This window comes from Mycobacterium sp. (assembly GCF_035274705.1).
Taxonomy (GTDB): domain Bacteria; phylum Actinomycetota; class Actinomycetes; order Mycobacteriales; family Mycobacteriaceae; genus Mycobacterium.
The window spans coordinates 1-25,690 of the sequence record NZ_DATENY010000114.1; the positions used below are offsets into that span (position 1 = coordinate 1).

Below are 25,690 nucleotides of genomic sequence, written 5' to 3' on the forward strand. Positions count from 1 at the left end.
GAGGCCGTGAGTGCCGAACTTTCGGGGCCACAATGAGATTCGGCTGGCTGCCCGCCGAGAAGCTGCGCGAGATGTACGCCGGAGGACGGGGCAACAAGGAAGCCCGTCGCTACGCCCGGTTCTGGGCTCGGATAATTCGACTCGGCCTGTTGCCTCGGCGCTGGGTCGTCTTAGAGGTGCCCGGACGACGAACGGGCCGAAGGACTCAATTCCCTCTCGGCATGGCGGATGTCGGCGAAGAGTGGTATCTCGCTTCGATGCTCGGCGAGCAATGCAATTGGGTCAAGAACCTGCGAGCGGCCAATAACCAAGCCGTCCTGCGACGCCGCCGAGCACGCCGGTGTGAGCTCATCGAGCTCCCGGTCGGCGAACGTGCGCCGATCTTGCGCCGATATCTGCAGAAGGTTCCCGGTGGACGGCCGCACATCCCGGTGTCGCCGGATGCCCCGCTACCGGCATTCGAGGCAATCAGCGCGCAGTACCCGGTCTTCCTCGTCCGTTACCTGTAGCCCGCCGTATTCGCGCCGAGACTGAAGCGATGCAGTCAAAGTGCGAGAAACCCTCTGCGTAACTTCAGTTTCGAGGTTTCATACGGCAACTGTTCGCAGCGAGACCGGGACTTACGGCCATTGATGAAGGACTAAAGCCTCCTCAGCACCAACAGACCCGCCCCTAGCGTCAAGAGCACGAGGCGACATCCGCGACCTCGTATCCACCGAGCTGGGAGCACGACGATGTCACAGACGCTGGTACCTCCTCCGCCGAAGAACCGCCCCGCCGGCGTGAGGACGGGCCTGAGCCTGGCCGCGCTGACCGCGATCGTGGTCGGGTCGATGATCGGCAGCGGCATCTTCGCCCTGCCCTCCCAGATGGCTGGCAGCGCGGCGCCTGGCCCGCTTCTGATCGGGTGGGTCGTCACGGGCGTCGGCATGCTGATGCTGGCCTTCGTCTTCCAGACACTCGCCACACGCAAGCCGGACGTCGACGGTGGCGTCTACGGCTACGCCCGCGCCGGGTTCGGCAACTACATCGGCTTCACATCGGCATTCGGGTACTGGATGTCGGCGTGGGTGGGCAACGTGGCCTACCTGGTGTTGCTGTTCTCGACGTTGGGTTACTTCTTCCCGGCCTTCGAGGGCGGCGCTACCGTGCCCGCCATCATCGGAGCGTCCATCCTGCTCTGGATCGTGCACGCAATGACCTTGCGCGGTATCCAAACGGCCGCCGTCGTCAACGTCATCGTGACAGTCGCCAAGATCGTGCCCATTGTCGTGTTCATCGCGATCGCCGCGGTCGGCTTCAAAGCCGGGCTGTTCACCGCCGACTTCTGGGGCAAGACAACACAAATCGACGGTGCCTCGCTCGGCGGCACCATGACGCAGGTCAAGAACATGATGCTGGTGACGGTCTGGGTGTTCATCGGCATCGAAGGCGCCGCCGTCTACTCGCAGCGCGCCAAGAAGCGCAGCGATGTCGGCCGCGCCACTGTGCTCGGCTTCGCCGGTGTGCTGGCGTTGCTACTACTGGTCAACTTGTTGTCGTACGGCCTGATGGCCCAGGCCCAGCTGGCCGGTGTGCCCGACCCGTCGATGGCGGGCGTGCTCGAAAGTCAGGTCGGCAGCTGGGGCGCGGCCTTCATTTCCGTCGGCCTGGTCATCTCGCTGCTCGGCGCGCTGATCGCGTGGGTGATGCTGTGCGTGGAGATCCTGCGCCTGCCCGCGCTCGAACACGTCATGCCCAAGGCCCTCGCGAAGGAGAACGCACACGGGGCGCCCGCGACTGCGTTGTGGCTGACGAACTTGTGCGTCCAGGCATTGCTGCTGTGGACTCTGGCCAACGAAAGCACCTACACGAACCTGGTCTACCTGGCGACGTCGTTGATCCTGCTGCCTTATCTGTGGTCTGCGGCGTATCAGGTGCTGCTGGCCGTGCGCGGTGAGACCTACGAATCGGGCCACGGCAGGGCTCGTGACCTCATCGTCGGTGTGGTCGCTCTCGGCTACGCGGTGTGGCTGGTTTACGCCGGCGGTTGGCAGTACCTGCTGATCGCGGCGTTGTTCTACCTGGCCGGCACCGCGATGTACCTGTGGGCCCGCAAGGAAAGCCGGTTGCCCGCGTTCACGAAACCCGAACTCGCGGTCGTCGGCGTCGTGGCGCTGACGTCGTTGGTGGCGGTCGTGATGATGGTCACCGGAAACCTGTCAGTGCTGTGACGAATCAACAAGGCGCAGAGATGAATACACACCAATCTCAGCTCGGGGTGTGGTCGGAGGCGGGCCGGTTGCGACGGGTCCTGGTATGCGCACCGGGGCTTGCACACCAGCGCCTGACGCCGGAGAACTGCAACGAGCTGCTGTTCGACGACGTCATCTGGTTGCAGCAGGCCCGCCGCGACCACTTCGACTTCACCGCCAAGATGGTCGACCGCGGCGTGGAGGTTCTCGAACTACAGGACCTGCTCGCCGACGTGGTGGCCATCCCGGAGGCCCGTGACTGGGTGCTGGACCGCAAGGTCACCGACGACCTGGTCGGCTCCGGACTGACACACGAGATCCGGGCGTGGCTGACGGAGCTCCCGGCGGATCGGCTGGCGGAGTTCCTCATCGGCGGGGTCTCCTACCAGGACGTACCCGACGAGGTGGCCGGCAGCTTCCTGTCGGCCTTCCGCGAGCTGGACCCTGCGGGGTTCGTGCTTCGGCCGCTGCCCAACACGCAGTTCATGCGCGACAACAGCGCGTGGATCTTTCGCGGCGTCACCTTGAATCCGATGTACTGGCCGGCTCGACGCCAGGAAACCCTGCTCACCACGGCGGTCTACAAGTTCCACCCTGCGTTCGCCGACGAGAAGTTCGACATCTGGCTCGGTGATGCGGAAGGTGTTGCCCGCGAACACGGTTCGGCCAGTCTCGAGGGCGGCGACGTGATGCCGATCGGCAAGGGCACGGTCGTGATCGGGATGGGTGAGCGGTCGTCACACCAGGCGATCACCCAAGTGGCACGCAACTTGTTCGCGGCGGGCGCAGCCGAACGGGTGATCATCGCAAGGCTTCCGAAATCCCGCGCGGCAATGCACCTGGACACTGTTTTCACCTTCTGCGATCACGACCTCGTCACGGCATACGCACCGATCGTCGACGGGATCGTGCCGTTCAGCCTGCGGCCCGACGACAGTTCGCCGTCCCGTTTGGACATCCGCCGTGAGTCAAAAGGGTTGATTCCCACCATCGGTGAAGCCGTCGGCGTGGACTTCCGGGTCGTCACGACGGCCGGCGACCTTTACGGCATCCAACGCGAGCAGTGGGACGACGGTAACAACGTCGTGGCGCTCGAGCCCGGCGTTGTCATCGGCTACGACCGCAACATCCTGACGAACACGGCCCTGCGCAAGGCCGGTGTGGAGGTCGTCACCATCACCGCTAGCGAGCTGGGCCGCGGCCGCGGAGGCGGCCGGTGCATGACGTGCCCGATCCTGCGCGATCCGCTCTACACCTAAAGGAAGACACACGATGGCTCTAAACATCCGCGACCGCAGCATGCTCAGCCTGGTGCACCACACCGACCGCGACTTGCTCTATCTATTGGATCTCGCCCGGGATCTGAAGCGCGCGAAATACTCCGGCCTCAGCCGAACCAGCCTGGCAGGAAAGAACATCGCCCTCATCTTCGAGAAAACCTCCACGCGTACCCGCTGCGCCTTCGAGGTGGCGGCATACGACGAGGGCGCCCACGTGACCTACATCGATCCCACGTCCTCGCAGATCGGGCACAAGGAGTCGATGAAAGACACCGCCCGCGTGCTGGGCCGTATGTACGACGCCATCGAATACCGCGGCGCCGGCCAGGAGGTCGTCGAGGAGTTGGCGGAATACGCCGGCGTGCCGGTGTTCAACGGGCTCACAGACGAATTCCACCCAACGCAAATGCTGGCGGACATCCTCACCATGACCGAGCACTGCCCTAAACCGGTGACCGACATCGCCTTTGCGTTCGTCGGGGACGGCCGAAACAACGTGGCCAACTCACTACTGCTGGTGGGTGCGAAGTTGGGTATGGACGTCCGAATCGGCGCACCCGAAACGCTGTGGCCCAGCCAGGAACACGTCAAGATGTGCCGCAGCTTCGCCGAGGCATCCGGCGCCCGGATTACCATCACCGACGATCCGCTCAAGGCCGTCAGCGGTGTCGACTTCATCTACACCGACGTCTGGGTTTCCATGGGCGAGCCGATCGAGACCTGGGGTGAGCGGATCGATCTTCTGCTGCCCTTCCAGGTCAACGCCGAACTCATGGCTGCGGCGGGTAATCCGCGGGTGAAGTTCATGCATTGCCTGCCGGCGTTCCACAACTCCGAGACGCATGTCGGCGAGCAGATCTCCGCCCAGTACCCGCATCTGGCCAACGGCATCGAAGTCACCGAGGATGTATTCGAAAGCCCCGCGAACATCGCCTTCGACCAGGCCGAGAATCGAATGCACACCATCAAGGCGGTCCTCGTGGCCGCGCTCAGCTGAACCCCATGCGAATCGTAATCGCCCTCGGCGGCAACGCATTGCTGCAGCGCGGGCAGCCGATGACAGCGGAGAACCAGCGCGCCAACATCCGCGTGGCCGCGGAGTGCATCGCTGCGGTGGCGCCGGGCAACGAGATCGTCGTGGCGCACGGCAACGGACCACAGGTCGGACTGCTCGCGCTGCAGGCGGCGGCCTACCACGACGTCGCTCCGTATCCACTCGACGTGCTCGGTGCGCAGACCGAGGCGATGATCGGCTACGTCATCGAACAGGAACTCGGCAACCTGCTGCCCGCCGAGCAGCCGTTGGCCACGCTACTGACGATGATCGAAGTGGACCGCGACGATCCCGCGTTCGCCCACCCGACCAAACCGATCGGACCGGTATACGACCGGGAGACCGCGGAGCGCCTCAAGGCAGCCAGTGGATGGGCCATCGCACCCGACGGTGACAAGTTCCGCCGCGTCGTCGCCAGCCCAAAGCCCAAGCGAATCTTCGAGATCCGGCCGATCCGCAACCTCGTCGAGGGCGGCACGATCGTGATCTGCGCTGGCGGCGGCGGCATACCGACGATGTACGACGAACACGGCCGACTACACGGCGTCGAGGCGGTGATCGACAAGGACCTCGCCTCAGCTCTGCTGGCGCAACAACTCGACGCCGATCTGCTCGTCATCGCCACCGACGTCGACGGCGTCTACACCGACTGGGGCACGCCCGATCAGGCCCGACTGGGCGAGGTCACACCCGACGAGCTCTGTGATCTGACGTTGCCGGCCGGTTCGATGGGCCCCAAAGTCCAGGCTGCATGCGACTTTGCGCGAACCACCGGCAACGAAGCCGTCATCGGATCCCTTGTCGACATCACGAAGATTGTCGAGGGCGCCGCGGGGACAAGGGTCCGCACGCGCCAGCGTGCTGCTGCGCCGAGACTGTAGTTTCCGTGCTGCTTACTCGCAAAAGTCCTCGATAACAACAGTTTCGACGCGGAGTTGTCCCATCGGTCCGCACTGGTGACTCCCGACGCTAGGCCGCAGCGGACACGTCGATGGACAACCGGTCGGCGACGCCAGGACCTCAACCATCGGGCTGTATACACCGAGCTCGGCCAACCAGACCGACACCGTGGCGCTGATCGCGTCGGCGGGACACCCGGACCGTGCGTCCCGCGTGTAGGCGATCGGTGAGCTGGTACACCGTCGCGGCGAGGTCTGGACGTCGTACCAGGCTGCCTAGTGACCTCAGATGCCCAGCTAACTGCGGAGGGGTCCAAAAGCACGACCCAGTGAGGGCTTTGGCCCCTACGATCTAGCCTCGCCCCGGCCCTACCGTCGGGGTATGTCCGTATCGATCGAACGTCCTGGAATCGTCGTCGGTGTCGACGGATCGCCCGCCTCCAAGGTCGCAGTCGACTGGGCGGCACGGGATGCCGCACTGCGCAATGTCGCGCTCACACTCGTCCATGTCGCGAACGGGATGGTTGCGCCCTGGGCCCGGACACCGTTGCCGAGCGGTTTCGGCAAATGGCAACAGCAGCGAGGGCACCAGTTCATCGACGACGCGATCCGGGTCGCCGAGGCCGCCGTGGGCGACTCCGGCCGAATCCAAATGAGAACCGAAATGTACTACTCGGCCACGGTTCCCACACTCGTCGACGTGTCCAAGGACGCCGAGATGGCCGTGGTGGGTAGCCGCGGACAGGGCGCGCTCGGCGGCATTCTGGGTTCGGTGAGCGCCGGCATGGTCCAGCATGCGCATTGCCCGGTGGCGGTCATTCACGACGAAGACCCCCTGATGCCGTACCCCGCGCAGGCTCCCGTCCTCGTCGGTATCGACGGCTCTCCGACCTCGGAGCTGGCCACGGCGATCGCGTTCGACGAGGCGTCACGTCGACACGTGAATTTGATTGCCCTGCATGCGTGGAGCGACGGTGGGGTGATGGGCTTTCCCGACATGGACTGGTCGAGGATGAAGACGTCGGAGGACGCGGTGCTGGCCGAGCGGCTGGCGGGCTGGCAGGAGCGCTACCCCGACGTCACGGTTCATCGCCACGTGGCGTGCGACCGGCCGGCTCGTCAACTCGTCGAACACTCTGAGGCGGCCCAACTGGTCGTCGTGGGCAGCCACGGCCGCGGCGGCTTTGCCGGCATGCTGCTCGGATCGGTTAGCGCGGCGGTCGTTCAATCCGCCCGTATGCCGGTGATCGTGGCGCGGCCGGCCTAGTTTGACGGGACGCTCGGGAACCGAACGGTGCAGCCCGGCGCGAGCTGTTCGACCCGGCCACGGCATTCGATCGCGACAGGCGGAACGTCTCGCGGATCCACGCTGATCTCGGCGCCCTTGCCGCTGACCCGCACATGCAGATGGTGGCCACGGTAGTGGACCGGAAAGCCCAGAGCACCAAGCGTTTCCGGCCAATGCGGGGACAGCACCATGCGGTCGCCACGGATCTCCAAGCCCGTGAAGCACCTTTGCACGAGGTCGACGCTGCCGGCCATGGCGGCCAGATGAATACCCTCGGAGGTGGTCCCGCCCTGGATGTCGGCGACGTCGGACTTGAGCACCTGCTCGAAGAACTCCATCGCGCGATCGCGATTGGCCCGCGCGAGCACCCACGTATGGACCACACCGCTGAGTGTCGATCCATGCGACGTCCGCGCGAGGTAGTAGTCGACCATCTTCGGTATCTGGTCGGGGCCAAAGGAATAGCCGAGACGGTCGAGGATCTCCCGCAACTCGTCCGATGACAGCAGATACAGCAACATCAGCGCGTCAGCCTGTTTGGAAGCCTTATACCGGTTCACGTCGTCCTGCTCGGCTTCGAGAATGCGGTCCAGGCGTTGGATGTTGCCGTAGCGCGCTCGATACGACTCCCAATCCAGTTCCTCGAGCTTGTCATAACCCTCGAATTGACTGATCACGCCGTCATGGATCGGTACGACCATGCGCCGGCTGACGTGATCCCACTGCTTAAGCTCGGCATCTGTCAGCCCCAGCCGCTCACGCAGGTCGAGGCGATTCGGCAGCGGCAACGACTCGAGCGCCTCCAGCGCACGCAGGATCACCCAGACCGCCATCACGTTGGTGTAGGCGTTGTTGTCGACGCCGTCGTACGGCGTGGCCGGGTATCCCGCGTGAAATTCGTCGGGCCCGATGACACCGTTGATGCTGTAGCGATCCCGCTCGTTGTCGTATGTCGCCCGGCTGACCCAGAATCGGGCGATCTCCGCCAGCATCTCGGTGCCGTAGTCGATCAGATATGCCAGGTCCCCGGTGGCCTGGTAGTACTGCCAAACGTTGTAGGCCACGGCGATCCCGATGTGGTGTGCGCGGTGACTGGGATCGGTATTCCAACGGCCAGAGCGCGGATTCAGATGCAGTTCGGGGCTTTCCTCGCGTCCGTCGCTGCCGGATTGCCACGGGAACATCGCGCCGGCATACCCGGCGAGCTCGGCCGCACGGCGCGCTTCGGGCAGCCGCCGGTAGCGGTAGCGCAGCAGAGCACGAGTGATAGTCGGAAGTCTCAAGTTGAGGACCGGGAAGATGAACAGTTCGTCCCAGAAGATGTGGCCGCGGTAGGCCTCGCCGTGCAGTCCTCGGGCGGGCACACCGATATCGAGGTCCTCGCTGTTGTAGGAAACCGTCTGCAACAGATGAAGCAGGTGCAGGCGCAGGATTCGCAATTCGTCTGTGTGATCGTCGAATTCGATCGACAGCCGCTCCCAGAGATGAGCCCACGTCACGGCATGGGTGTCGCATATCTCGGCGAATCGCTCCAGGCGGTCGAGGCGTCGTTCGGCTCCGTCACACGGAGCCGAAGTCGCGACGTCGCGACCGGTGACCACCGTGACGACCTTTTCCACCGAGACCGACTGGCGTGGCGCCAGCTCAGTTCGGATCTCGTGGCCGACCTCGCACTCGTCGTCGACGAGTCGATAGGTTGCAGTCGCGGGCGATCCGTCGCGCCATATGGTGGTGCGCGCAGCCAACGCGACCGGGATCTGCGACTGCGTCGTCTCGACCATCAGCAGCACCGAGTTCGGCGACAGCTCACGCGTGACCGGCTTGTTCAAGTGGGTGCTGGCGAGGTCCCGATAACGCTCCACCAGTCGGTTACCCACGCCGCCGTCGAGCGTCGAGCGGACCTCGAGTGTGCCCGACCAGTCCTCGGCCATGACGATCGTCTCGAGTGCCGCAACATGGGCCATGTGCATGGCGGCGAATCGGTGCTGCGTCAGAGAGGTCGTGCGACCGGCATCGTCGCGGAAACGCAGCTCACGAGTCAGAACCGCGCGGCGCAGGTCGAAAACCTGTCGGTAGGACAACAATTCGACCGCATCGATGTCGAACCAATCGCCGCCGTCGATGCGGAATGTCAGGGGCAGCCAGTTGGGCAGGTTCACCAGGCTTTCGTGCCCGGTCGTCTTGCCGTCTACCTCGTCGACGAGACGGTTGAACACACCGGCGGCATAGGTGCCGGGGTAATGGATCTGACCGGCCTTCGATTCCGGCGCGGCACCACGGGTGGCGAAATAACCGTTACCGACGGTGCACAGCGCTTCACGGAGTTTCTCACTGTGCGGGTCATAGCCCTCGAACGTCAGCGTCCATGCGTCGTCAGAGGTCTCTTGTTCGTAGGCCATCCAGTTGGCGCCGCGGCGCAGGAATTCGCACACCTCGCCGGGACTGTTGAGGTTGAACTGCGCGGACGTCGGGCGGCCGCCGTCCTCATCGTGGCGCACGACCACCCCGACGCCGTCGAAGCGAATCGCATCGAATGCGTCTTCGTCGGTGAGGTCGTCGCCGACGTAGATGGGTAGCACGCGGCCGGTGAGATCGATCTGTTCGCGGATCCATTCCAGCGCGGTCCCCTTGTCCCAGTCGATGTCGGGCCGCAGTTCGACTACCTTGCGGCCGCCCGTCACCCGCAGGCCGTGTCGTTGCCCGTGCCGGTGCGTTGCCGCGATGATCTCGCCGACGCTCGCCGGCGGGGCGTTGCGGTAATGCACCGCAACGGCATAGCGCTTGTGCTCTACCCGTGCTCCCGGTATCTCGCCGAGCTCCTTGCGTAGTTCGGTCGCAACGCGTTCCAGCACGGGTACCGCGGCTGAGGCCGCGTCGTTGTGATGGTGGCTGCCGTCTGGGCCGATCAGTTCGAAGCCGTGGCTACCGGCGTACCAGATGCCGGGCAGGCCGACGCGGTCGCGAATGTCGGCCAGATCGCGGCCGGACAGGATCGCGACGGGGCACTGCGCCGCCAAGTGCTCCAGTGCCTTGGCCGCGCCGTCGACGAGGGTCGCGGCATCGGGATCGGAAACGATTTCAGACAAGGTGCCGTCGAAATCAAGGCATACCAACGGCTTCCGGCCGGCGACGACGCCGATCAGTTGACCGTAGGAGTCCAGTGCGTTGGGCAGCGACGACATGCGTTTGTCACCGGTGCGCACGGCGACTGCGGCGAGATCAGCGACGACGACGTCGGCGCCGCTACGGATCAATTCCTCGGCGTGTGATGTGCGGTCGACGCCGATGACGAACGAGAAACCTCCGCTGCGACCGGCTTCCACGCCGGCCTCGGCGTCCTCGATCACCACCGACCGTTCCGGCACCGCGCCCAATCTGCGAGTGGCCTCCAACAGGACGGCGGGGTTGGGCTTGCCCGGCAGCCCGAGGGACTCGGCCACCACCCCGTCGACCCGGACTGCGAACAGAGCCTCCAGACCGGCGTCCTTGAGTATCTGCTCACAGTTGCGGCTCGACGAGTAAATGCCTGTCGCAACGCCGGTTTCGGCAAGCTTGCGCACGAGCGCGACCGTCGACTCGAAAACGGGTACTCCATCCTGGATGCGCTCGAGGAACAGCTGCTGCTTGCGGTTGCCGAGCCCGCACACCGTGTCCTGGGTGGTGTCCGAGGACCGGCCCGGGGGCAACGAGATTCCGCGCGACGCCAAGAAGTCGGCCACGCCGTCATAACGTGGTTTGCCGTCGACGAAACGCAGGTAGTCCCCTGTGGTGAAGGGTTGGTGGTTTTCGCTGTCGCTTGCCGGCCTCCGGGCGAGGAAATCGTTGAACATCGCGGTCCACGCCGCCGCGTGGACCGATGCGGTATCGGTGACCACACCGTCGAGGTCGAAAATCACCGCGTCGTGCAATCTGGGGTCGATCGTCACAGTGGTATTCATCGGGCGCTTTCCCTTTGTCGAGGACCGATTACACGCATACTGCACCGACGTCCACCGGCTTTTCGGCAACTTCGAAAAGCCTTTCCACATCGGCCCTGCCGCACGGCACCGTGCCCGGAGTCATCATCATCGCCGCGCCGGCGGCAATGCCGAAACTCACCGAATCGCTGAGCGTCCAGTCGCGACTCAGCCCGACCGCGATCGCGGCCACCATTGCATCCCCTGCACCGACCCCGCTGACCGCCCGCATCGGAATCGCGCTGAATCGCAAGCTTTCTCCTGGCGTGGCAAGCAATGCGCCTTCGGAGCCGAGTGACACCACAACTGCTCGGGCTTGTCCGCAGTCGATGATTTCGTGTGCGGCATCCAGCTGCGCGGACTCGGTCAGTAGGTCACGCCCGGCGCATTCACGCAGTTCTCGCACACTCGCCTTGAGCAGAAAGACTCCGGAGGTGATGTGTCGCAGACCGCCGCCGGAGGTGTCCAGAATCAGCTGCGCGCCTAGATCCCGGCACACGAGAGCCACCTGCTGGTAGAAGTTCACGGGCGCGCCCGGTGGGAGACTGCCGCTGGCCACAACAAACCGGGCGGCCGTCGCCGCGTCGCGAAGCTCGGTGAGGCAACGCTGCTGCTCGGCATACGTCAGGCACGGCCCCGGGAGCACGAACCGGTATTGCATGCCGGTGCTGATCTCGTTGACAGTGAAGCTTTCTCGAGTAGAGCCGCCGATCTCGACACAGCGAAACGGGACGCCACGCTCAGCAAGCAGATCGGTGTACGCGGCGCCAGTCGCACCGCCGGCAGGAAAGACCGCCGTCACCGACGCGCCTAGATTGTGGGCGACCTGAGCGACGTTGACTCCGCCGCCACCGGGATCGTAATGGGCACGACCGCAGCGGATCTTGTCAGTCGGCCCGACCACCTCGGCGTCGGTATTGATGTCGAGCGCCGGGTTCATCGTCAACGTGACGATCGATGCTCCGCTCGTCGAGTCCATGCCGTTGATCCGACTACGTGGCGTGGTTCGGCGGTAGGGACCGAAGTCCCAAGTCGGAGGTTAGGGACCTTGTGCCCTAACCGGTCGTGACTTTCACCGCGGGCACTATGGTCCTCGGACGGTATGTCGGTGCACCGCCGGAGAACAGGCTGGTCGCATGCATGAGAACACGTACGTCCGGGATATCTCTTCGTTGCGAATCTCCGATGCCGAGGAAGCCGGCGGCAAAGGCGCCAACATGGGCGAGCTGGTGGCGGCCAAGTTGCCCGTTCCACCCGGATTCGTTCTGCTGCGGGACTGCTACCGGGACTCGATGCGAGCCGGCGGAGTCGATGCCGAGCTGAGCACGCTTCACCGTGAGGCTTTGGAGCACGCGGCGGACACCACGCGGCTGGCCGAACTGTGCGAGCGGATGCAGGGCCTCGTCGACAAGGCGGGCGTGAGTGACCCGGTGCGCACGTTGATCCTCAGTGCGTATCACGCGCTGGGATCCGGCGTGGTCGTCGCGGTGCGATCGTCGGCGACCGGCGAGGACGGCAAGGACGCCTCGTTCGCCGGCATGAACGCGACAATCACCAACGTCAGCGGCGACGACGGGCTCGTCGATGCGGTGCTGCGGTGCTGGATGTCGCTGTTCAGCCCGCGCGTCATCACCTACCGCGCCAGCCGTGAATTCACTGCCGACCCGGCCATGGCGGTGGTTGTCCAGCAGATGATCGACTCCGAGAAAGCCGGTGTCGCGTTCACAGCCGATCCGAGCAACGGAGCCGAGGACCGAGTGGTCATCGAGGGCGCCTTCGGGCTCGGTGAGGTCGTGGTGTCCGGCGAGGTGGAGCCCGACACCTACATCGTGTCGAAGGAAACCCTCGAGGTGCTCGACATCCGGCTCGGCCACAAGGCGTTCAAGATCGTGCGCGGCCCCGACGGACACGACAAGGTCGTCGACCTCGGCGACGAGCAGGCCGACGCACGGTTGCTCGACGAAGCCGAACTTCGACGAATCGCCGAACTGGCCATCGCCACCGAGAAACACAATGGATGCCCGCAGGACACCGAATGGGCGGTTTCGGGCGGTAAGACGTATCTGGTGCAGGCGCGACCGATCACCACACTGAGGCACAGGGATGCGCCGTCGTCCGAGAAACACGCAGTGCTGGCCCGCGGCCTGGCCGCGGCCCCCGGATTGGCGTCGGGCAAGGTGCGCGTGCTCGACACACCGGATGAAGGTAACCGCCTGCAGGAGGGCGAGATCCTCGTCGCGCAGATGACCAATCCCGATTGGCTGCCGACCATCCGACGGGCCGCCGCCCTAGTCACCAACACCGGCGGGATGACATGTCACGCCGCGATCGTGGCCCGCGAGTTGGGTGTTCCGTGCGTGGTCGGCACCCGTACGGCGACACGGGATCTGCACGACGGCACGACGGTCACCGTCGACGGGGCGCACGGGCGCGTGTTGGCCGGGCGCGTCGAGAACGCTGTTTCTGAGCAGACGACGGCGGTCGAACGGCGTGCACCGGCCGAACCTCAGGTCGAGGTCACCGGCACCAAGGTCTACGTCAACCTCGCGATGCCAGACACGGCGGAAGCCGTTGCGGCGCAAGGCCCCGACGGTGTGGGCCTGCTACGCGCGGAGTTCATGCTGACCGAGGCGCTCGGTGGTCGCCATCCACGCGATCTGATCGCACACGGCGAGCAGAGCACCTTGGTCGGCGGGATGGTCGCATCGGTCGGCCGGATCGCCGCCGCATTCGCACCGCGGCCCGTCGTCTACCGCGCAACGGACTTCCGCAGCAACGAATTCCGCGGACTGAAGGGCGGCGACGCCTACGAGCCCGTCGAACACAACCCGATGATCGGCTATCGCGGCTGCTATCGATACGTCAAGGAACCCGACCTGTTCGCCCTCGAGTTGCAGGCACTGGCGCAGGTGCGCGAGCAGTCGCCGAATGTCCATCTGATGATCCCGTTCGTGCGCACCAAATGGGAGCTCGAGGAATGCCTGTCACTGGTGGACGCGAGCCCGTTGGGCCGCCAGCGCGGACTTCACCGGTGGGTCATGGCGGAGGTGCCGTCGGTCATCCACTGGCTGCCCGAGTACATCGGCATGGGAATCGACGGGGTATCCATCGGCAGCAACGATCTGACGCAGCTGGTGCTTGGCGTCGACCGCGATTCCGACATCTGCGCGGAGCTGTTCGACGAATCCGATCCCGCGGTGCTGGACGCCATCGGTCAAATCATCGGCACTGCACGCAAGTTCGGGATCACGTCGTCGCTGTGCGGTCAGGCGCCGTCGACCAAGCCGGCGTTCGCCGAGCACCTCGTGCGGATGGGAATCACGTCGGTGTCCGTCAATCCCGATGCCGTGGGCGCGGCGCGTCGGACCATCGCCGCTGCCGAACGGCGGCTGCTGCTGGAATCCGCGCGGTGAACCAATCGTGACAACGGTTCTCGGTGAGCACGCCCTGAACCAAGGACACGCCGCCACCGCACCAACCGCGGAGGTCTTCGGGTGGCTTGACACGTCGGCCGATGGCCTGACGACGACCGAGGCGACACGCCGGCTGGAACAGGTCGGTCCGAATTCTGTTCGCACCCATAGGGTCAGCGCGCTCGCTGTACTGGGCCGCCAGCTCAACAATGCCATTCTCGGGCTTCTGGCCGCGACGGCAGCACTGTCGTTCTTCCTTGGCGACAGCACGCAGGCCGTCATCATCTGCATCATCTTGGCGGTCAGCATCGGCTTGGGATTCATCAACGAATACCGTGCCGAACGCGCCACTGCGGCGCTGCACTCCCGGGTCCGGCACAACGCGGTCGTGCGACGCGACGGGCGCTTCACCAAGATCGATGTCAACACGGTTGTGCCAGGAGACGTGGTTCAGCTCGAGCTCGGTCAGTTGATACCCGCCGACGTTCGGCTGATAGAGGCCAATGGCCTGGAGTGCAACGAGAGCATCTTGACCGGTGAATCCACCGCTACCGAGAAGTCGACCGAGCCGGCGCCGGGCGACGTCGCCCTTGCCGACGCGAACAATCTGGCCTTCATGGGCACCGTGGTCAGCGCCGGCGAGGCCACCGGCGTCGTCTACGCGACCGGCGCCAACGCCGAGTTCGGCCGCATCGCAGCCGGTTTGGGCGAACGCCAACCGGAAACCGAATTCCAGATCGGGCTGCGCCGCTTCTCGTATCTTCTGCTCCGCGTGGCTCTGACGCTCACCGTGGTCATCATCGCCATCAATCTGCTCTTGCGCCGGCCGCTGATCGACTCGGCGCTGTTCGGTCTGGCCATCGCCGTCGGCATCACTCCGCAGCTGCTGCCGGCGGTGGTCAGTACCAGCCTGGCATCCGGCTCACGACGGCTTGCACGGCTCAAGGTGCTGGTGAAACGGCTTGTGTGCATTGAAGATCTGGGCGACATCGATATCTTGATCACCGACAAGACGGGCACGCTGACCGAGGGGCAGATCAGGTTGCTCGATGCCGTCGATCCCACTGGCGGTCATGCGGAATCGGTGTTGCGGTACGGCATGCTCGCCACCGACGTCGATCCGTCGACCGGCGGCGCCAGCGTCAACGAGCTCGACGCCGCGCTGTGGTACGACCGGCCGGGCATAGCAGGCGTTTCGCGCATCGCCACTCTGCCGTTCGATCACACGCGCAGGGCCACCTCCGCGCTTGTCGACGACGCCGGTAGCCGCGTACTCGTCGTCAAGGGCGCGCCCGAACAGGTGCTGGCCCGTTGCGTCGACGTTCCCGACGCCGCTCAGCGCACGCTGGAGACGCTGTTCGCCGACGGCCGGCGGGTCGTGGCGGTGGCCAGCAAGTCCGCCTCTCGCCTGACGAGCATCACCGCCGACGACGAAGGTGACCTCACGCTCAACGGCTTTCTGGTGTTCGCCGACAATCCGAAGACCGCCGCACGCGACTCCCTTCAGCAGCTGGCGGCGCTTGGCATCGAAGTCAAGGTCGCAACGGGAGACAATCCAGCGGTCGCGGAAAAGGTTTGCGCGGAATTGGGTTTGACGTCGAAGGGCACCATCACCGGTGCGCAACTCGACCGCATGGACGACGCCGAATTGGTCGCCGCGGCACGTGACAAAACCATCTTCGCCCGCATCTGTCCCGAACAGAAGGCGCGCCTGATCACCTCGCTGCGCAGCGCCGGCCGATCCGTAGGTTTCCTCGGCGACGGCGTGAATGACGCACTGGCGCTGCACGCCGCCGACGTCGGAATCTCCGTGGACACCGCGACCGACGTGGCCAAGGATGCGGCCGACGTCGTGCTGTTGGAAAAGGACCTCGGCGTGCTTGCGACGGGAGTCGCTGAGGGACGGCGCATCTTCGCGAACACGATCAAGTACGTATTGATGGGCACCTCAAGCAATTTCGGCAATATGTTCAGTGCCGCGGCCGCTTCGGCGGTGCTCACCTTTCTGCCGATGCTGCCTAGCCAGATCCTGTTGAACAACCTGCTCTACGACAGCTCGCAACTGGCGATCCCGACGGATCGCGTCGACGAGGAACAGCTACATGCGCCGTCGCATTGGAACATCGCGTTCATCCGCCGGTTCATGCTGACCTTCGGTCCGATCAGCTCGCTGTTCGACTTTCTCACCTTCGGGCTGATGCTCGGCGTGTTGCACGCCGGACCGGTCGAGTTCCGAACAGGCTGGTTCGTGGAATCGCTTGCCACACAGACGCTGATCATCTTCGCAATCCGGACTCGACGGGTGCCGTTCGTTCGCAGCAGGCCAGGCGGCGTGCTGACGGTAGCGACCTTCACGGTGATTGCCATCGGCATCGCCCTGACGATCTCGCCGTTATCCCACAGCCTGGGTTTCACGCCACTGCCCTGGCAGTTCTTCGCCGCGCTGTTCGGTTTTGCCCTCGCTTATCTCGTGCTGGTCGAGCTGACCAAGAAGGCGTTCTATGCCGACCCGATGCGGTTGGCGGGTCAGCCGCATCGCACACGCGGGCACGAACACCGCATCCATCGCCACGCGGCTCGATTCAGCCATCCTGGCCGTCTGCCGGCCCCGGCCACGACGTCGTTGGCGCGAGCGAGATGAATGTGCGCCGAGGGATTTCCCGACTGCGGCCCCACGTCGAGCAGGTACTGGCGGTGCTCACGGTCGGTGCGCTGGCTGCCGGCGGAATCGCCTGGGCCACTGGGTGGTACCGGGTGGCAGACGGGTGCTGGATCGCCGGGACGGTGATCGCGATTGTGCCGGCCGTGGTGTGGGTCATTGCGGCATTACGGCGCGGGCGGGCAGGGGTGGATCTGATAGCTGTGCTGGCGCTCGTGGGCACACTGCTCGTCGGTGAGTACGTCGCGGGCGCGCTGATTGCCGTGATGCTGGCGGGCGGACGCGCACTCGAAGCAGCCGCCGAGCGTCGCGCTTCTCATGATCTGCGCGCGCTGCTCGAGCACGCACCGCGATTCGCTCGCCGCCGGATCGCTTCCGAGGTGAAGGTGATCCCCGTCGCCGACGTTGCCGTGGACGATTTGCTTGTCGTCGGGCCCGGCGAGGTGGTGCCAGTGGACGGACGGATCACCGACGCGCTCGCCGTCTTGGACGAATCGGTGCTGACCGGTGAACCGCTGCAGGTGGAACGTGGCGCCGGCGAGCCCGTCCGTAGCGGTGTCGTAAACGCCGGCACCGCTTTCGAAATGCGTGCCACGGCGACCGCACAGGACAGCACATATGCGGGCATCGTGCGACTGGCCGAACAAGCCGGAGCGGACAGCGCGCCGATCGTGCGGCTGGCCGACCGCTACGCCGCGTGGTTTCTGCCGCTGGCGTTGATCGTCGCGGGAGGCGCGTGGCTGGCCAGCGGCTCCGCTGTACGCGCCGTGGCAGTCCTGGTGGTGGCAACACCGTGTCCGCTGTTGCTTGCTGCGCCGGTGGCTATCGTTTCGGGACTGTCGCGGGCTTCACGCCAGGGTGTGGTGGTCCGCAGCGGCGGCGCATTGGAAAGCCTCGGTAACGCAACGACTTTGGTGATGGACAAGACTGGCACCCTCACCATGGGGCGACCGGGCGTTGTCGACGTGTTGGCCGCACCGGGACTCGACACCAGCGAGGTGCTGTGGCTGGCGGCGTCGGTAGACCAGATGTCGCCGCACGTGCTGGCCGAGGCCATCGTCACAGAAGCCCTCACGCGGGGCCTGAAGCTGTCGTTACCGCGAGACGTGGTCGAAGAACCAGGGCGGGGCGTCACCGCGACGATCGACGGTCGCCGCATTCAGGTCGGCAAGTTACCTCCCGGTGCCATCGACGCGGAGTGGGCCAGGGCCGCTGTGAACCGGGCAACACTGGACTCGGCAGCGATCGCGTGGGTATCCGTCGAAGGAGAGCTGGACGGTGCCGTGTTGCTGCGAGACCCGTTGCGCCGCCACGCGCCCCGAACAGTGCGACGGTTGCGAGCTGCCGGGTTTAACCGGCTGGTCATGCTGACCGGTGACCGCCCGGAGCCGGCCCGCGAAGTCGCGACAGTACTCGGCCTGAACGAGGTCTATGCCCAGCAGAGCCCGGCCGATAAGGTCGCCGCTGTGCGCACTGAACGTCGGCGCGCGGTAACCGTGATGGTCGGCGACGGAGTCAACGACGCACCGGCGTTGGCTGCCGCGACTGTCGGTGTCGCGATGGGTGCGCGCGGCGCGACAGCCTCCTCCGAAGCCGCGGACATCGTGCTGACCACCGATCGCCTGGATCGTCTAGCCGATGCGATGGACATCGCCCGATGGTCACGGCGTATCGCGGTGCAGAGCGCCCTGGTCGGCATGACGCTGTCGCTGTTAGCCATGGGGATTGCAGCGCTGGGTTGGTTGCCCCCTGCCGCTGGCGCCCTTCTGCAGGAGGGAATCGACGTCGCCGTGATCCTCAACGCGCTGCGTGCGCTGCGTGGTGATCCGGCCGTGGACGTCGAACTGCCGGCTGAAACCGAGATGATGTTGCGGCGGTTCGCAGCCGAACACGACGAATTGCGCGACACGGTCGAGTCGCTACGTGACGCCGCCGATCAATTGGTCGCGGGCGCCGACGCGGCCGCACTGCAGTCGTTGACGCGTGCGCACGCCGTCCTCACGGATCGGATCCTGCCGCACGAAGAAGCAGAGGAGACCCGGCTCTACCCTGCGCTGGCCCGTCCGCTCGGTAGCGGTGAGGCCACCGCCACCATGAGCAGAACCCACGCTGAAATCCATCGACTCGCCGATCGGATCGGCACGCATGTCGCACTGGCGAAGGGTGGCAACGCAATACAGCCCGACCAGGTGGAAGATCTGCTGGCGTGTCTGTACGGCCTTTACGCACTGCTGCGGCTGCACTTTCTGCAGGAGGAGGAGAATTACTTCACCCTCACCGACGATGAACCGGAAAGCACAACGACCACCCCCCGCAAATGAAGCCGTCACGCCGCACGCAGCGATCGTGATCATTCGGCGTGCATTTGCTTTCTTGCCTAGGTCATTTCGGCAGCTTGACCTTCACAAAGTTGTTGATGCCGAAGCGCGAAAAGGCACGACGCCGCCGGTCTGACATCTGTGGCAAGGCCGCCGCCGCGTCAATGATTTCCGGCTCAACGACGTCGTATGTCTGACCGCCGACGGTGACCGTCGCCGAGCCGGCCGCGACCACATTGCGCAGCCAGTCGACGCCTGCGCCGTATGGCAGCGGAACAATGAAGCCGTCTATCACGCGGTCTGCCACGACCGGTGTGGCATAACTCTTTCCAGAGCGCCGCCCCGTGTGCCTGATGACCGCGGCATACCAGTGTTTGTGCCCCGCCAGACGCATCATGGCCGGATTGAGCACGTGTTTGTTGAAGGAGCGAACGGCGTCTCGGGCTGGACTCGTCGTGTTGGTAGTCACTACTCGATCCTGACCGGCCAAGGGCCGGGTCCGGCAGAGCCGACCGACCACTGCACCAAGGGACTAATGACACCCGGGGTGCGTGAGCGCAGCAAACCTGAACCGTTTCGCGGTGAGGTGGTGACTTTCTTCCCTATTGCGACACCTCTTGCCTCGCAAACGATGAGAGCGTTGAATGCAACCCGGAGGGGACGTTATGGCGCCGACCAAGGCACGTGAACTCACCAAGCAAGAACTAGACACGATCGCGTGGGGTTTTCTGCGCTCCGAGTTCACCGACCAGATCTACGCCGACTGGCCGATCGACCGGCGCATCGACGCCTACCTCGAACATCACGGGCTCACGGACTTCGCCTACGACGGGTCTGCGTATGACGCGCTGCTCGACCGCGTCATGACCAATATTGGCGCGGCGTTACGCAAGGGCATCTTGGAACCGCCCAGCCTCTAGCAAACCGCGAGCGCCTCGATGGCCGCCTTCAACTTCGCCGCCACCTCGTCGGCCACCGGGCGCAATTCGGTCTCGCCAGTTACATCGACCAGCACTTCGGGATCCATCGCCTCGACCAGAACGGTGCCTTCGTCCTCCGGATCGGTGCGAACCACGACGTTGCACGGCAGCAGCAAACCAATCTGGCGATCGATGGTGATCGCGCGGTGTGCCAGCGGCGGGTTGCACGCTCCGAGGATGAGATAGTCCTCCATGTTCTCGCCGAGCTTGGCCTTCAGTGTTGCCTGCACATCGATTTCGGTAAGCACACCAAACCCTTGTTCGGCGAGCGCTTCACGGGTGCGGCGGACCGCCTCGTCGAACGACGTGCGCAGTGCGGTGGACAGTGCGATACCCATGTCGACTCCTCCCCCCTCGCTTGTCATGCAAGCGCGAGAAACAGCTTCTCCAATTCAGCTTCGGTCATCGGCTTTGCGCCGTCGGCGCTTTCACCCGTCACGCATTCCCGCAAGCCTGTCGCGACAATCTTGAAGCCGGCCCGGTCCAGCGCGCGCGAGACCGCAGCGAGTTGGGTGACGACGTCTTTGCACTCGCGGCCCTGCTCGATCATCGAGATCACTCCCGCGAGCTGCCCTTGAGCGCGACGCAGCCGGTTCAGCACTGCCGCGATGGCGTCTTCGTCACCAACCATCGTCTGACTCCCTTCTGAGGTTCCTGCCCCATGGTACCCGTGGGGGTATAAGCCGCCGGTCAGGCCGCAACAGCCCCGACGGTTTGCCGTCCGCTGAGCCGCCGTAGCGGGCAACGGGCATATCGGGTGCAGGCGAAACTGATTCCGGCAGCGAGTGCGGTCGACGCGGCGACGGCAATGCCGATCGCCGGGTGCACCTCTTCGGCGAAGATGACCGACGACATCGCCAGGACGAACCAGCCGAAGGCCTTGCGCAGCATCTGCGGGCTCACCAGCGCGGTCAGGCGAACTCCGATCAATCCGCCCGCGAGTGCCGCAGCGGTCACCGCCGCCGCCACTGGCCAGTCGATGTGCACGCTTCCCAGGTGGCCGGCGAACCCCGCGAACGAATTCATCGCAATGACTGTCAAAGCGGTGCCGACTGCCGTGGGCATGGGCAGGCCACCGAGTATCACCAGCGCAGGAACCACCAGGAAGCCCCCGCCCGCACCCACCAGACCGGTGACCGAGCCGACCGCAAGACCCAACAACACGATCTTGATCACTGGTAGCGATCGACAGGTTTCGGTGTTGATGACCTCCCGCCGTCCGCGCAACATCGCCACCGCGGTGGCGATCATGATCAACGCAAAGCCGATCATCAAGACGGTTCCTGGGATGAACCGGCCGAGCAGGCCTCCGGCATAGGCGCCGGCCGTGCCTGCCGCGCCGAAGGCCAGCCCGGTCCGCCAGCGGACACGGCCCGCGCGCGCATGCGATATCGCGCCGACTGCGCTGGTGACGCCGACCACCAACAGCGATGTGGCGATGGCCTGCTTGATCTCCATTCCGGCGACATATGCCAGCAGCGGCACAGTCAGGATGGAACCGCCGCCGCCCAGTAGGCCGAGCGAAATACCGACAAGAACCGCCAGGGCGATCGTCAACGCGATCATGACCGTTCACTCGCCGTCGTCTGCTCGGCGGACGCCGCGACGAGCTTTTCGACGATCGTCCGCACATCACACGTCGCGCCTCTGTTGTACGGCAACCGGGCAAGCAACATTCCCATCGCGCACGTGTTGGTCAGCGCTGCAATGCTGAGCCCGGCGCCGATCGCGAAGGCCAGCCACTCGACACCGGGAACGACGACGCCGGCGAGGACGCTCACGGCGACGATCAGGCCCGCAACGAGCCGTACCTGCCGCTCGAGGTCCCAGCGCTGAGCACCCCGCTTGACCGTGAAACCCTTTGCCTCCCAGTCGGTGATTCCGCCGTCGAGAATGTGGACGTTGGTCAGGCCCGCCTTGCGCAGCGTCTCCTCCGCCTGTGTCGCACGCTGCCCGGAGCGGCACACCAGCACCACGTCCTGGTCCACGTGCGAAACGATCTCGTCGCGGTGCTCGCGCAGCAGATCGAGCGGAACGTTGTAGGCGCCGGGCAGATGAACGGTCTGGAACTCTCCGGGCGTGCGGACGTCGATCACTCGTGGCGGCGTCGGCGAATCCAGGAGACTTCGCAGGTCTGCCGAATCGATCGTGGCTGGCATCCGTGTGTTCATTTCGTTCTTCCGATCTATTGGCGGCCGGATACCCTATGGGGTATATTTGCGACCATGATACACATACCCCACCGGGTATCAAGGGGTCGTCGGAATATGCATACCCCATAGGGTACTTGTAATACCCATAGGGGTATACGTAAAGTAGGCGTAACCCGAACCGAGAAGCAAGGAAGAGACGATGATCCTCGACCAGTACTACATCGAGTGCCTCTCGCACGCGTCGTACCTGATTGGCGACGAAACCACAGGCCGCGCAATCGTTGTGGATCCACGACGCGACATCACCGAGTACCTCGACGACGCCGCGAAGTACGGTCTGACCATCGAAGGCGTCATCAATACGCACTTCCACGCCGACTTCGTCTCCGGACACCTGGAGCTCGTTGACGCCACCGGTGCGTGGATCGGATTCGGCGAGGCCGCCGAGACCGATTACCCCATCCGCCGGCTAGCCGACGGGGAGCACATCTCACTGGGCGAGGTCGACCTGGAGATCCTGTCCACCCCTGGACACACCTGGGAGTCGATCAGCGTGGTGGTGCGTGAGCACCCGGGTGCCGAGCCGACCGCAGTGCTGACGGGTGACTCGCTGTTCATCGGCGACGTCGGCCGGCCCGACCTGGTCAACATCGGCGAGAGCTCGACCAGCGATCTGGCCCGGGCGATGTATCACTCCCTCCACGACAAGCTCCTGAAGCTGCCAGACGGTGTGACCGTCATGCCCGCCCACGGTGCCGGATCCTCATGCGGCAAGAACCTATCGACGGAGCTGACCTCGACCATCGGTGAACAGCGCCGGACAAATCCATCCGTGCAGCCGATGAGTGAAGACGACTTCGTCCGCGTGATCACCCATGGTCAGCCCGCCGCCCCCGCGTACTTCTCCGTCGACGCAGCGATGAACAAGCGCATGCACCCACTGCTTGACCAGACCCGCACGATAACCGCGTTGAGCCCCGCACAGATCCGTCAAGCGCTTAGCGATGGAGTTCGCGTCGTGGACGCCCGCAGTGTCGACGACTTCACCGCCGGCCACCTGCGCGGTTCGGTGAATGTCGGGTTCGACGGCCGGTTCGCCGAAACCGCCGGCATGGTCGCCGACATCGGGGACAAGATCGCGCTGATCGCTTACCCCGGTGAGGAACAAGACGCCGCGCTGCGGCTGGCCCGCGTCGGCTCCGACAATGCCATCGGATATCTCAACGTGGACCGCGACAGCGGGTTCCCAGGCGAATTGTCAGACCTCGTGCAGACCGCGCCGCGCGTCACCCCAGCCGAACTCGACCGGTTACTCGCCGAGGATGCCGTGATCCTCGTCGACATCCGCAATCCTGGCGAGGTCGAGCAGGGCCGTATCCCCGGCTCGGTCAATATACCGTTGGCACAGTTGAGGAACCGCCTCGACATGTTGCCGTCCGACAGGCCGATCGTGGTCCACTGCGCCGGTGGCTGGCGGTCCAGCGTCGCCGCATCTTTGTTGCGGGCGCAGGGCTTCGAAAATGTCTCGGATCTCGAAGGCGGCTACAACGCCTGGCAGGAATCATGTGTTACTCCGTGAAATGCCGCACGTGTGGCAAGACCGGGTGGGCGGGCTGCGGTCAGCACGTCGACGAGGTGATGAGCACCGTACCGGCGGCCCAACGATGTAGCTGCCTGCCCGATCGCGTCAGCGGATGGGATCGCGCAGCACACCGAGCCGGTCACGGTACTCGGTTTCGCTGATCTCGCCCCGCGCAAAGCGCGCGGCCAATATCTGCTCTGGGGTGGACGGTATCTGCTCTGGGGCGGACGGCGACTTCCGCGTCTGCCGATCACCGGATATGAACATCACCAACGCAATGATTCCCGCGATCAGCAGACCCCAGAACAAGATCATGCCGATGCCCATGCCGGCGTAGCCCCACCAGCCCATGTCGTGGTCGTACCAGAACATCATCGCGATCACCTCCTTCGGAACGGCTCTGACTGCCATCGTCGTCGTCACCGCGTCGTCCGCACAGAGTCGAAATGCTCTACGTCACGTCCCCGGGGACTACCGACATCCGACCGAAGGACCAACGGCCCTGCTCAAACTCCCATCAGCTGCATAGCGTCATTACCAAACGCGGGGCCACCACTGCCCAACTGTGAGCTGAGAGGAATAGCCACGGACTGGACCAGAGCGGCCGCGTTGATCGCGATCGTCATTGCCGTAATGGCAGTTCTGGCGGTGCATTTCACCGCCGGCAGTCTCGAAAAGTAAGCGGCACAGGGAACACCGGGATTTGATGCAGAGGGGTCTGATCGGAAGATGACGACATCTGACAAGAAATACGGAGTCCTGGTCGCGGTCGACGGATCTGCCGAATCACAGGCCGCCGTTCGCTGGGCAGCGTACGAGGCCGAGATGCGCCACGTTCCCATCACTTTGGTACACGTCGTGGAGCCGGTCGTCGTCACCTGGCCGGTTCGGTCCCTGCAAGGCCAATTCAATGAGTGGCAAGAGGACAATGCACGACAGGTCCTTGAGGATGCTCAGAAGATTTCTCAGTTGTCCGATACTCGCAGCGAGGTACTGCACGGATACGCCGTCCCAGCGTTGGTCGACGCCTCGAAGAGCGCGCAGATGATCGTCGTCGGCAGCCGCGGCATGGGAGCGTTCGGCCGCGCAGTGCTTGGGTCGGTGAGCAGCGGTGTGGTTCACCACGCGCACTGCCCGGTCGCGATCATCCACGTGGAAGAAGCGCAGGAACCTGACCACGCCTCCCCCGTCTTGCTCGGCATCGACGGGACACCGGCCTCGGAAGCGGCCACTGCTCTGGCGTTCGACGAAGCATCGCGCCGAGGGGTCGACCTGGTGGCGCTACACGCTTGGAGTGACGTCGGCGTCTTCCCTGTCCTTGGCATGAATTGGCGCCAATACGAGGACGAAGGCATCGAGGTGCTTGGTGAGCGCCTGGCGGGCTGGCAAGAGCAATACCCGGATGTCAATGTCCGTCGGCGGATTGTGTGCGACCGGCCTGCGCGCTGGCTGATCGACGAATCGCAACAAGCTCAGCTGGTAGTCGTCGGCAGACGCGGTCGAGGTGGCTTTGCGGGCATGCTGCTCGGCTCGGTCAGCACCGCGGTGGCCGAGTCGGCGAAGGCGCCTGTGATCGTGGTCCGCGACTAGTAGACAATCGCTTACTTGCCACTGCCATGGCTCGTGATCCCGGACTGAACTGACGCGATTCGCTGTAGCGCACGCTCATCCGCTGCGTGTTGCTCGTCGGCGGTGACGATCGTCGCGTCTGGGCCTGGAAACACCGTCGCGATATGGTCGCTGTCCAGCCAGCGCACCTCATACGGCGGCGAGCCGTCATCCGTGTGCACCTCGGTGATCAGCCCGCGCTGTACCGGTTGATCGAGGGTGAATCCCTTCATCACCAACCAATCGCCGACCTTGGCCTTCATCGA

General features: G+C 64.8%; 22 protein-coding genes. 13 read left to right on the plus strand and 9 right to left on the minus strand.

Going from position 1 to position 25,690, the window contains the following annotated elements; all coding sequences use genetic code 11:
* The 6 genes from VJV41_RS23900 to VJV41_RS23925 form a co-directional block, all read left to right on the plus strand.
* A partial coding sequence (locus VJV41_RS23900) for a nitroreductase/quinone reductase family protein (RefSeq protein ID WP_325337908.1) occupies nt 1-509 on the plus strand: 509 nt, incomplete at its 5' end.
* A gap of 225 nt (nt 510-734) precedes the next feature.
* Complete coding sequence (gene arcD, locus VJV41_RS23905; RefSeq protein ID WP_325337910.1) at nt 735-2,213, plus strand: arginine-ornithine antiporter; 1,479 nt, start codon at nt 735-737, stop codon at nt 2,211-2,213.
* A 20-nt stretch (nt 2,214-2,233) separates the two neighbouring features.
* Nucleotides 2,234-3,493 carry an arginine deiminase gene (locus tag VJV41_RS23910; protein ID WP_325337912.1) on the plus strand — a complete coding sequence of 420 codons (1,260 nt, stop codon included), beginning with the start codon at nt 2,234-2,236 and terminating at the stop codon, nt 3,491-3,493.
* A 13-nt stretch (nt 3,494-3,506) separates the two neighbouring features.
* Nucleotides 3,507-4,511 (plus strand): ornithine carbamoyltransferase, encoded by a 1,005-nt coding sequence (locus VJV41_RS23915; RefSeq protein WP_325337913.1) that lies wholly within the window; start codon nt 3,507-3,509, stop codon nt 4,509-4,511.
* A gap of 5 nt (nt 4,512-4,516) precedes the next feature.
* Nucleotides 4,517-5,449, plus strand: a complete 933-nt coding sequence (gene arcC / locus VJV41_RS23920; RefSeq protein WP_325337915.1) for a carbamate kinase — start codon at nt 4,517-4,519, stop codon at nt 5,447-5,449.
* A gap of 400 nt (nt 5,450-5,849) precedes the next feature.
* Entirely contained in the window at nt 5,850-6,734 is an 885-nt protein-coding gene (locus VJV41_RS23925) for a universal stress protein (protein ID WP_325337917.1), read from the plus strand.
* Here VJV41_RS23925 and otsB read toward each other — a convergent pair.
* Both otsB and VJV41_RS23935 read right to left on the minus strand, forming a co-directional pair.
* Nucleotides 6,731-10,693 (minus strand): trehalose-phosphatase, encoded by a 3,963-nt coding sequence (otsB, locus tag VJV41_RS23930; protein WP_325337919.1) that lies wholly within the window; start codon nt 10,691-10,693, stop codon nt 6,731-6,733. The two genes, VJV41_RS23925 and otsB, sit on opposite strands and share 4 nt — an antisense overlap.
* A 28-nt stretch (nt 10,694-10,721) precedes the next feature.
* Nucleotides 10,722-11,690: a 1-phosphofructokinase family hexose kinase gene (locus tag VJV41_RS23935; RefSeq protein ID WP_325337921.1), complete on the minus strand. Its 969-nt coding sequence runs from the start codon at nt 11,688-11,690 to the stop codon at nt 10,722-10,724.
* 157 nt (nt 11,691-11,847) lie between these two features.
* On the opposite strand from VJV41_RS23935, the gene ppsA reads away from it, so the two are divergent.
* From ppsA to VJV41_RS23950, 3 genes are read left to right on the plus strand one after another with little or no spacing between them, the layout of a single operon-like run.
* The gene (gene ppsA, locus VJV41_RS23940; RefSeq protein WP_325337923.1) at nt 11,848-14,124 is read left to right on the plus strand and encodes a phosphoenolpyruvate synthase; all 2,277 of its coding nucleotides are present in this window, start codon (nt 11,848-11,850) and stop codon (nt 14,122-14,124) included.
* A gap of 7 nt (nt 14,125-14,131) precedes the next feature.
* Nucleotides 14,132-16,765: a magnesium-translocating P-type ATPase gene (gene mgtA / locus VJV41_RS23945; protein WP_414685043.1), complete on the plus strand. Its 2,634-nt coding sequence runs from the start codon at nt 14,132-14,134 to the stop codon at nt 16,763-16,765.
* Between the two features lie 2 nt (nt 16,766-16,767).
* Nucleotides 16,768-19,104, plus strand: a complete 2,337-nt coding sequence (locus tag VJV41_RS23950; RefSeq protein ID WP_414685044.1) for a heavy metal translocating P-type ATPase — start codon at nt 16,768-16,770, stop codon at nt 19,102-19,104.
* 61 nt (nt 19,105-19,165) lie between these two features.
* On the opposite strand, the gene VJV41_RS23955 is transcribed toward VJV41_RS23950, so the two are convergent.
* Entirely contained in the window at nt 19,166-19,498 is a 333-nt protein-coding gene (locus VJV41_RS23955; RefSeq protein ID WP_325337977.1) for a nitroreductase/quinone reductase family protein, read from the minus strand.
* 268 nt (nt 19,499-19,766) lie between these two features.
* Here VJV41_RS23955 and VJV41_RS23960 point away from each other — a divergent pair, with 268 nt between their 5' ends.
* Nucleotides 19,767-20,021: a hypothetical protein gene (locus tag VJV41_RS23960; protein ID WP_325337927.1), complete on the plus strand. Its 255-nt coding sequence runs from the start codon at nt 19,767-19,769 to the stop codon at nt 20,019-20,021.
* Here VJV41_RS23960 and VJV41_RS23965 read toward each other — a convergent pair.
* From VJV41_RS23965 to VJV41_RS23980, 4 genes are read right to left on the minus strand one after another with little or no spacing between them, the layout of a single operon-like run.
* Complete coding sequence (locus VJV41_RS23965) at nt 20,018-20,419, minus strand: DUF302 domain-containing protein (protein WP_325337929.1); 402 nt, start codon at nt 20,417-20,419, stop codon at nt 20,018-20,020. The two genes, VJV41_RS23960 and VJV41_RS23965, sit on opposite strands and share 4 nt — an antisense overlap.
* Before the next feature lie 23 nt (nt 20,420-20,442).
* A complete protein-coding gene (locus VJV41_RS23970; RefSeq protein ID WP_325337931.1) occupies nt 20,443-20,712 on the minus strand; it encodes a metal-sensitive transcriptional regulator in 270 nt (89 codons plus the stop codon).
* A gap of 59 nt (nt 20,713-20,771) precedes the next feature.
* Nucleotides 20,772-21,647 carry a sulfite exporter TauE/SafE family protein gene (locus tag VJV41_RS23975; protein WP_325337933.1) on the minus strand — a complete coding sequence of 292 codons (876 nt, stop codon included), beginning with the start codon at nt 21,645-21,647 and terminating at the stop codon, nt 20,772-20,774.
* Nucleotides 21,644-22,252: a rhodanese-like domain-containing protein gene (locus VJV41_RS23980; RefSeq protein ID WP_414685046.1), complete on the minus strand. Its 609-nt coding sequence runs from the start codon at nt 22,250-22,252 to the stop codon at nt 21,644-21,646. The genes VJV41_RS23975 and VJV41_RS23980 overlap by 4 nt, the downstream gene beginning before the upstream one ends.
* A gap of 181 nt (nt 22,253-22,433) precedes the next feature.
* On the opposite strand from VJV41_RS23980, the gene VJV41_RS23985 reads away from it, so the two are divergent.
* Both VJV41_RS23985 and VJV41_RS23990 read left to right on the plus strand, forming a co-directional pair.
* On the plus strand, nt 22,434-23,813 hold the full coding sequence (locus VJV41_RS23985) for an MBL fold metallo-hydrolase (RefSeq protein WP_325337937.1): 1,380 nt from the start codon (nt 22,434-22,436) through the stop codon (nt 23,811-23,813).
* Nucleotides 23,798-23,977 carry a hypothetical protein gene (locus VJV41_RS23990; protein ID WP_325337938.1) on the plus strand — a complete coding sequence of 60 codons (180 nt, stop codon included), beginning with the start codon at nt 23,798-23,800 and terminating at the stop codon, nt 23,975-23,977. The genes VJV41_RS23985 and VJV41_RS23990 overlap by 16 nt, the downstream gene beginning before the upstream one ends.
* Here VJV41_RS23990 and VJV41_RS23995 read toward each other — a convergent pair.
* Nucleotides 23,922-24,191, minus strand: coding sequence for an SHOCT domain-containing protein (locus VJV41_RS23995; protein WP_325337979.1), 270 nt, complete (start codon nt 24,189-24,191; stop codon nt 23,922-23,924). The genes VJV41_RS23990 and VJV41_RS23995 overlap by 56 nt on opposite strands.
* A 354-nt stretch (nt 24,192-24,545) precedes the next feature.
* Between VJV41_RS23995 and VJV41_RS24000 the strand changes: the two genes are divergently transcribed.
* Nucleotides 24,546-25,406, plus strand: a complete 861-nt coding sequence (locus VJV41_RS24000; RefSeq protein WP_325337940.1) for a universal stress protein — start codon at nt 24,546-24,548, stop codon at nt 25,404-25,406.
* 11 nt (nt 25,407-25,417) lie between these two features.
* Here the strand turns inward: VJV41_RS24000 and VJV41_RS24005 are convergent, their stop codons facing one another.
* Nucleotides 25,418-25,687, minus strand: a complete 270-nt coding sequence (locus VJV41_RS24005) for a DUF1918 domain-containing protein (protein ID WP_325337942.1) — start codon at nt 25,685-25,687, stop codon at nt 25,418-25,420.
* Nucleotides 25,688-25,690 lie beyond the last annotated feature (3 nt).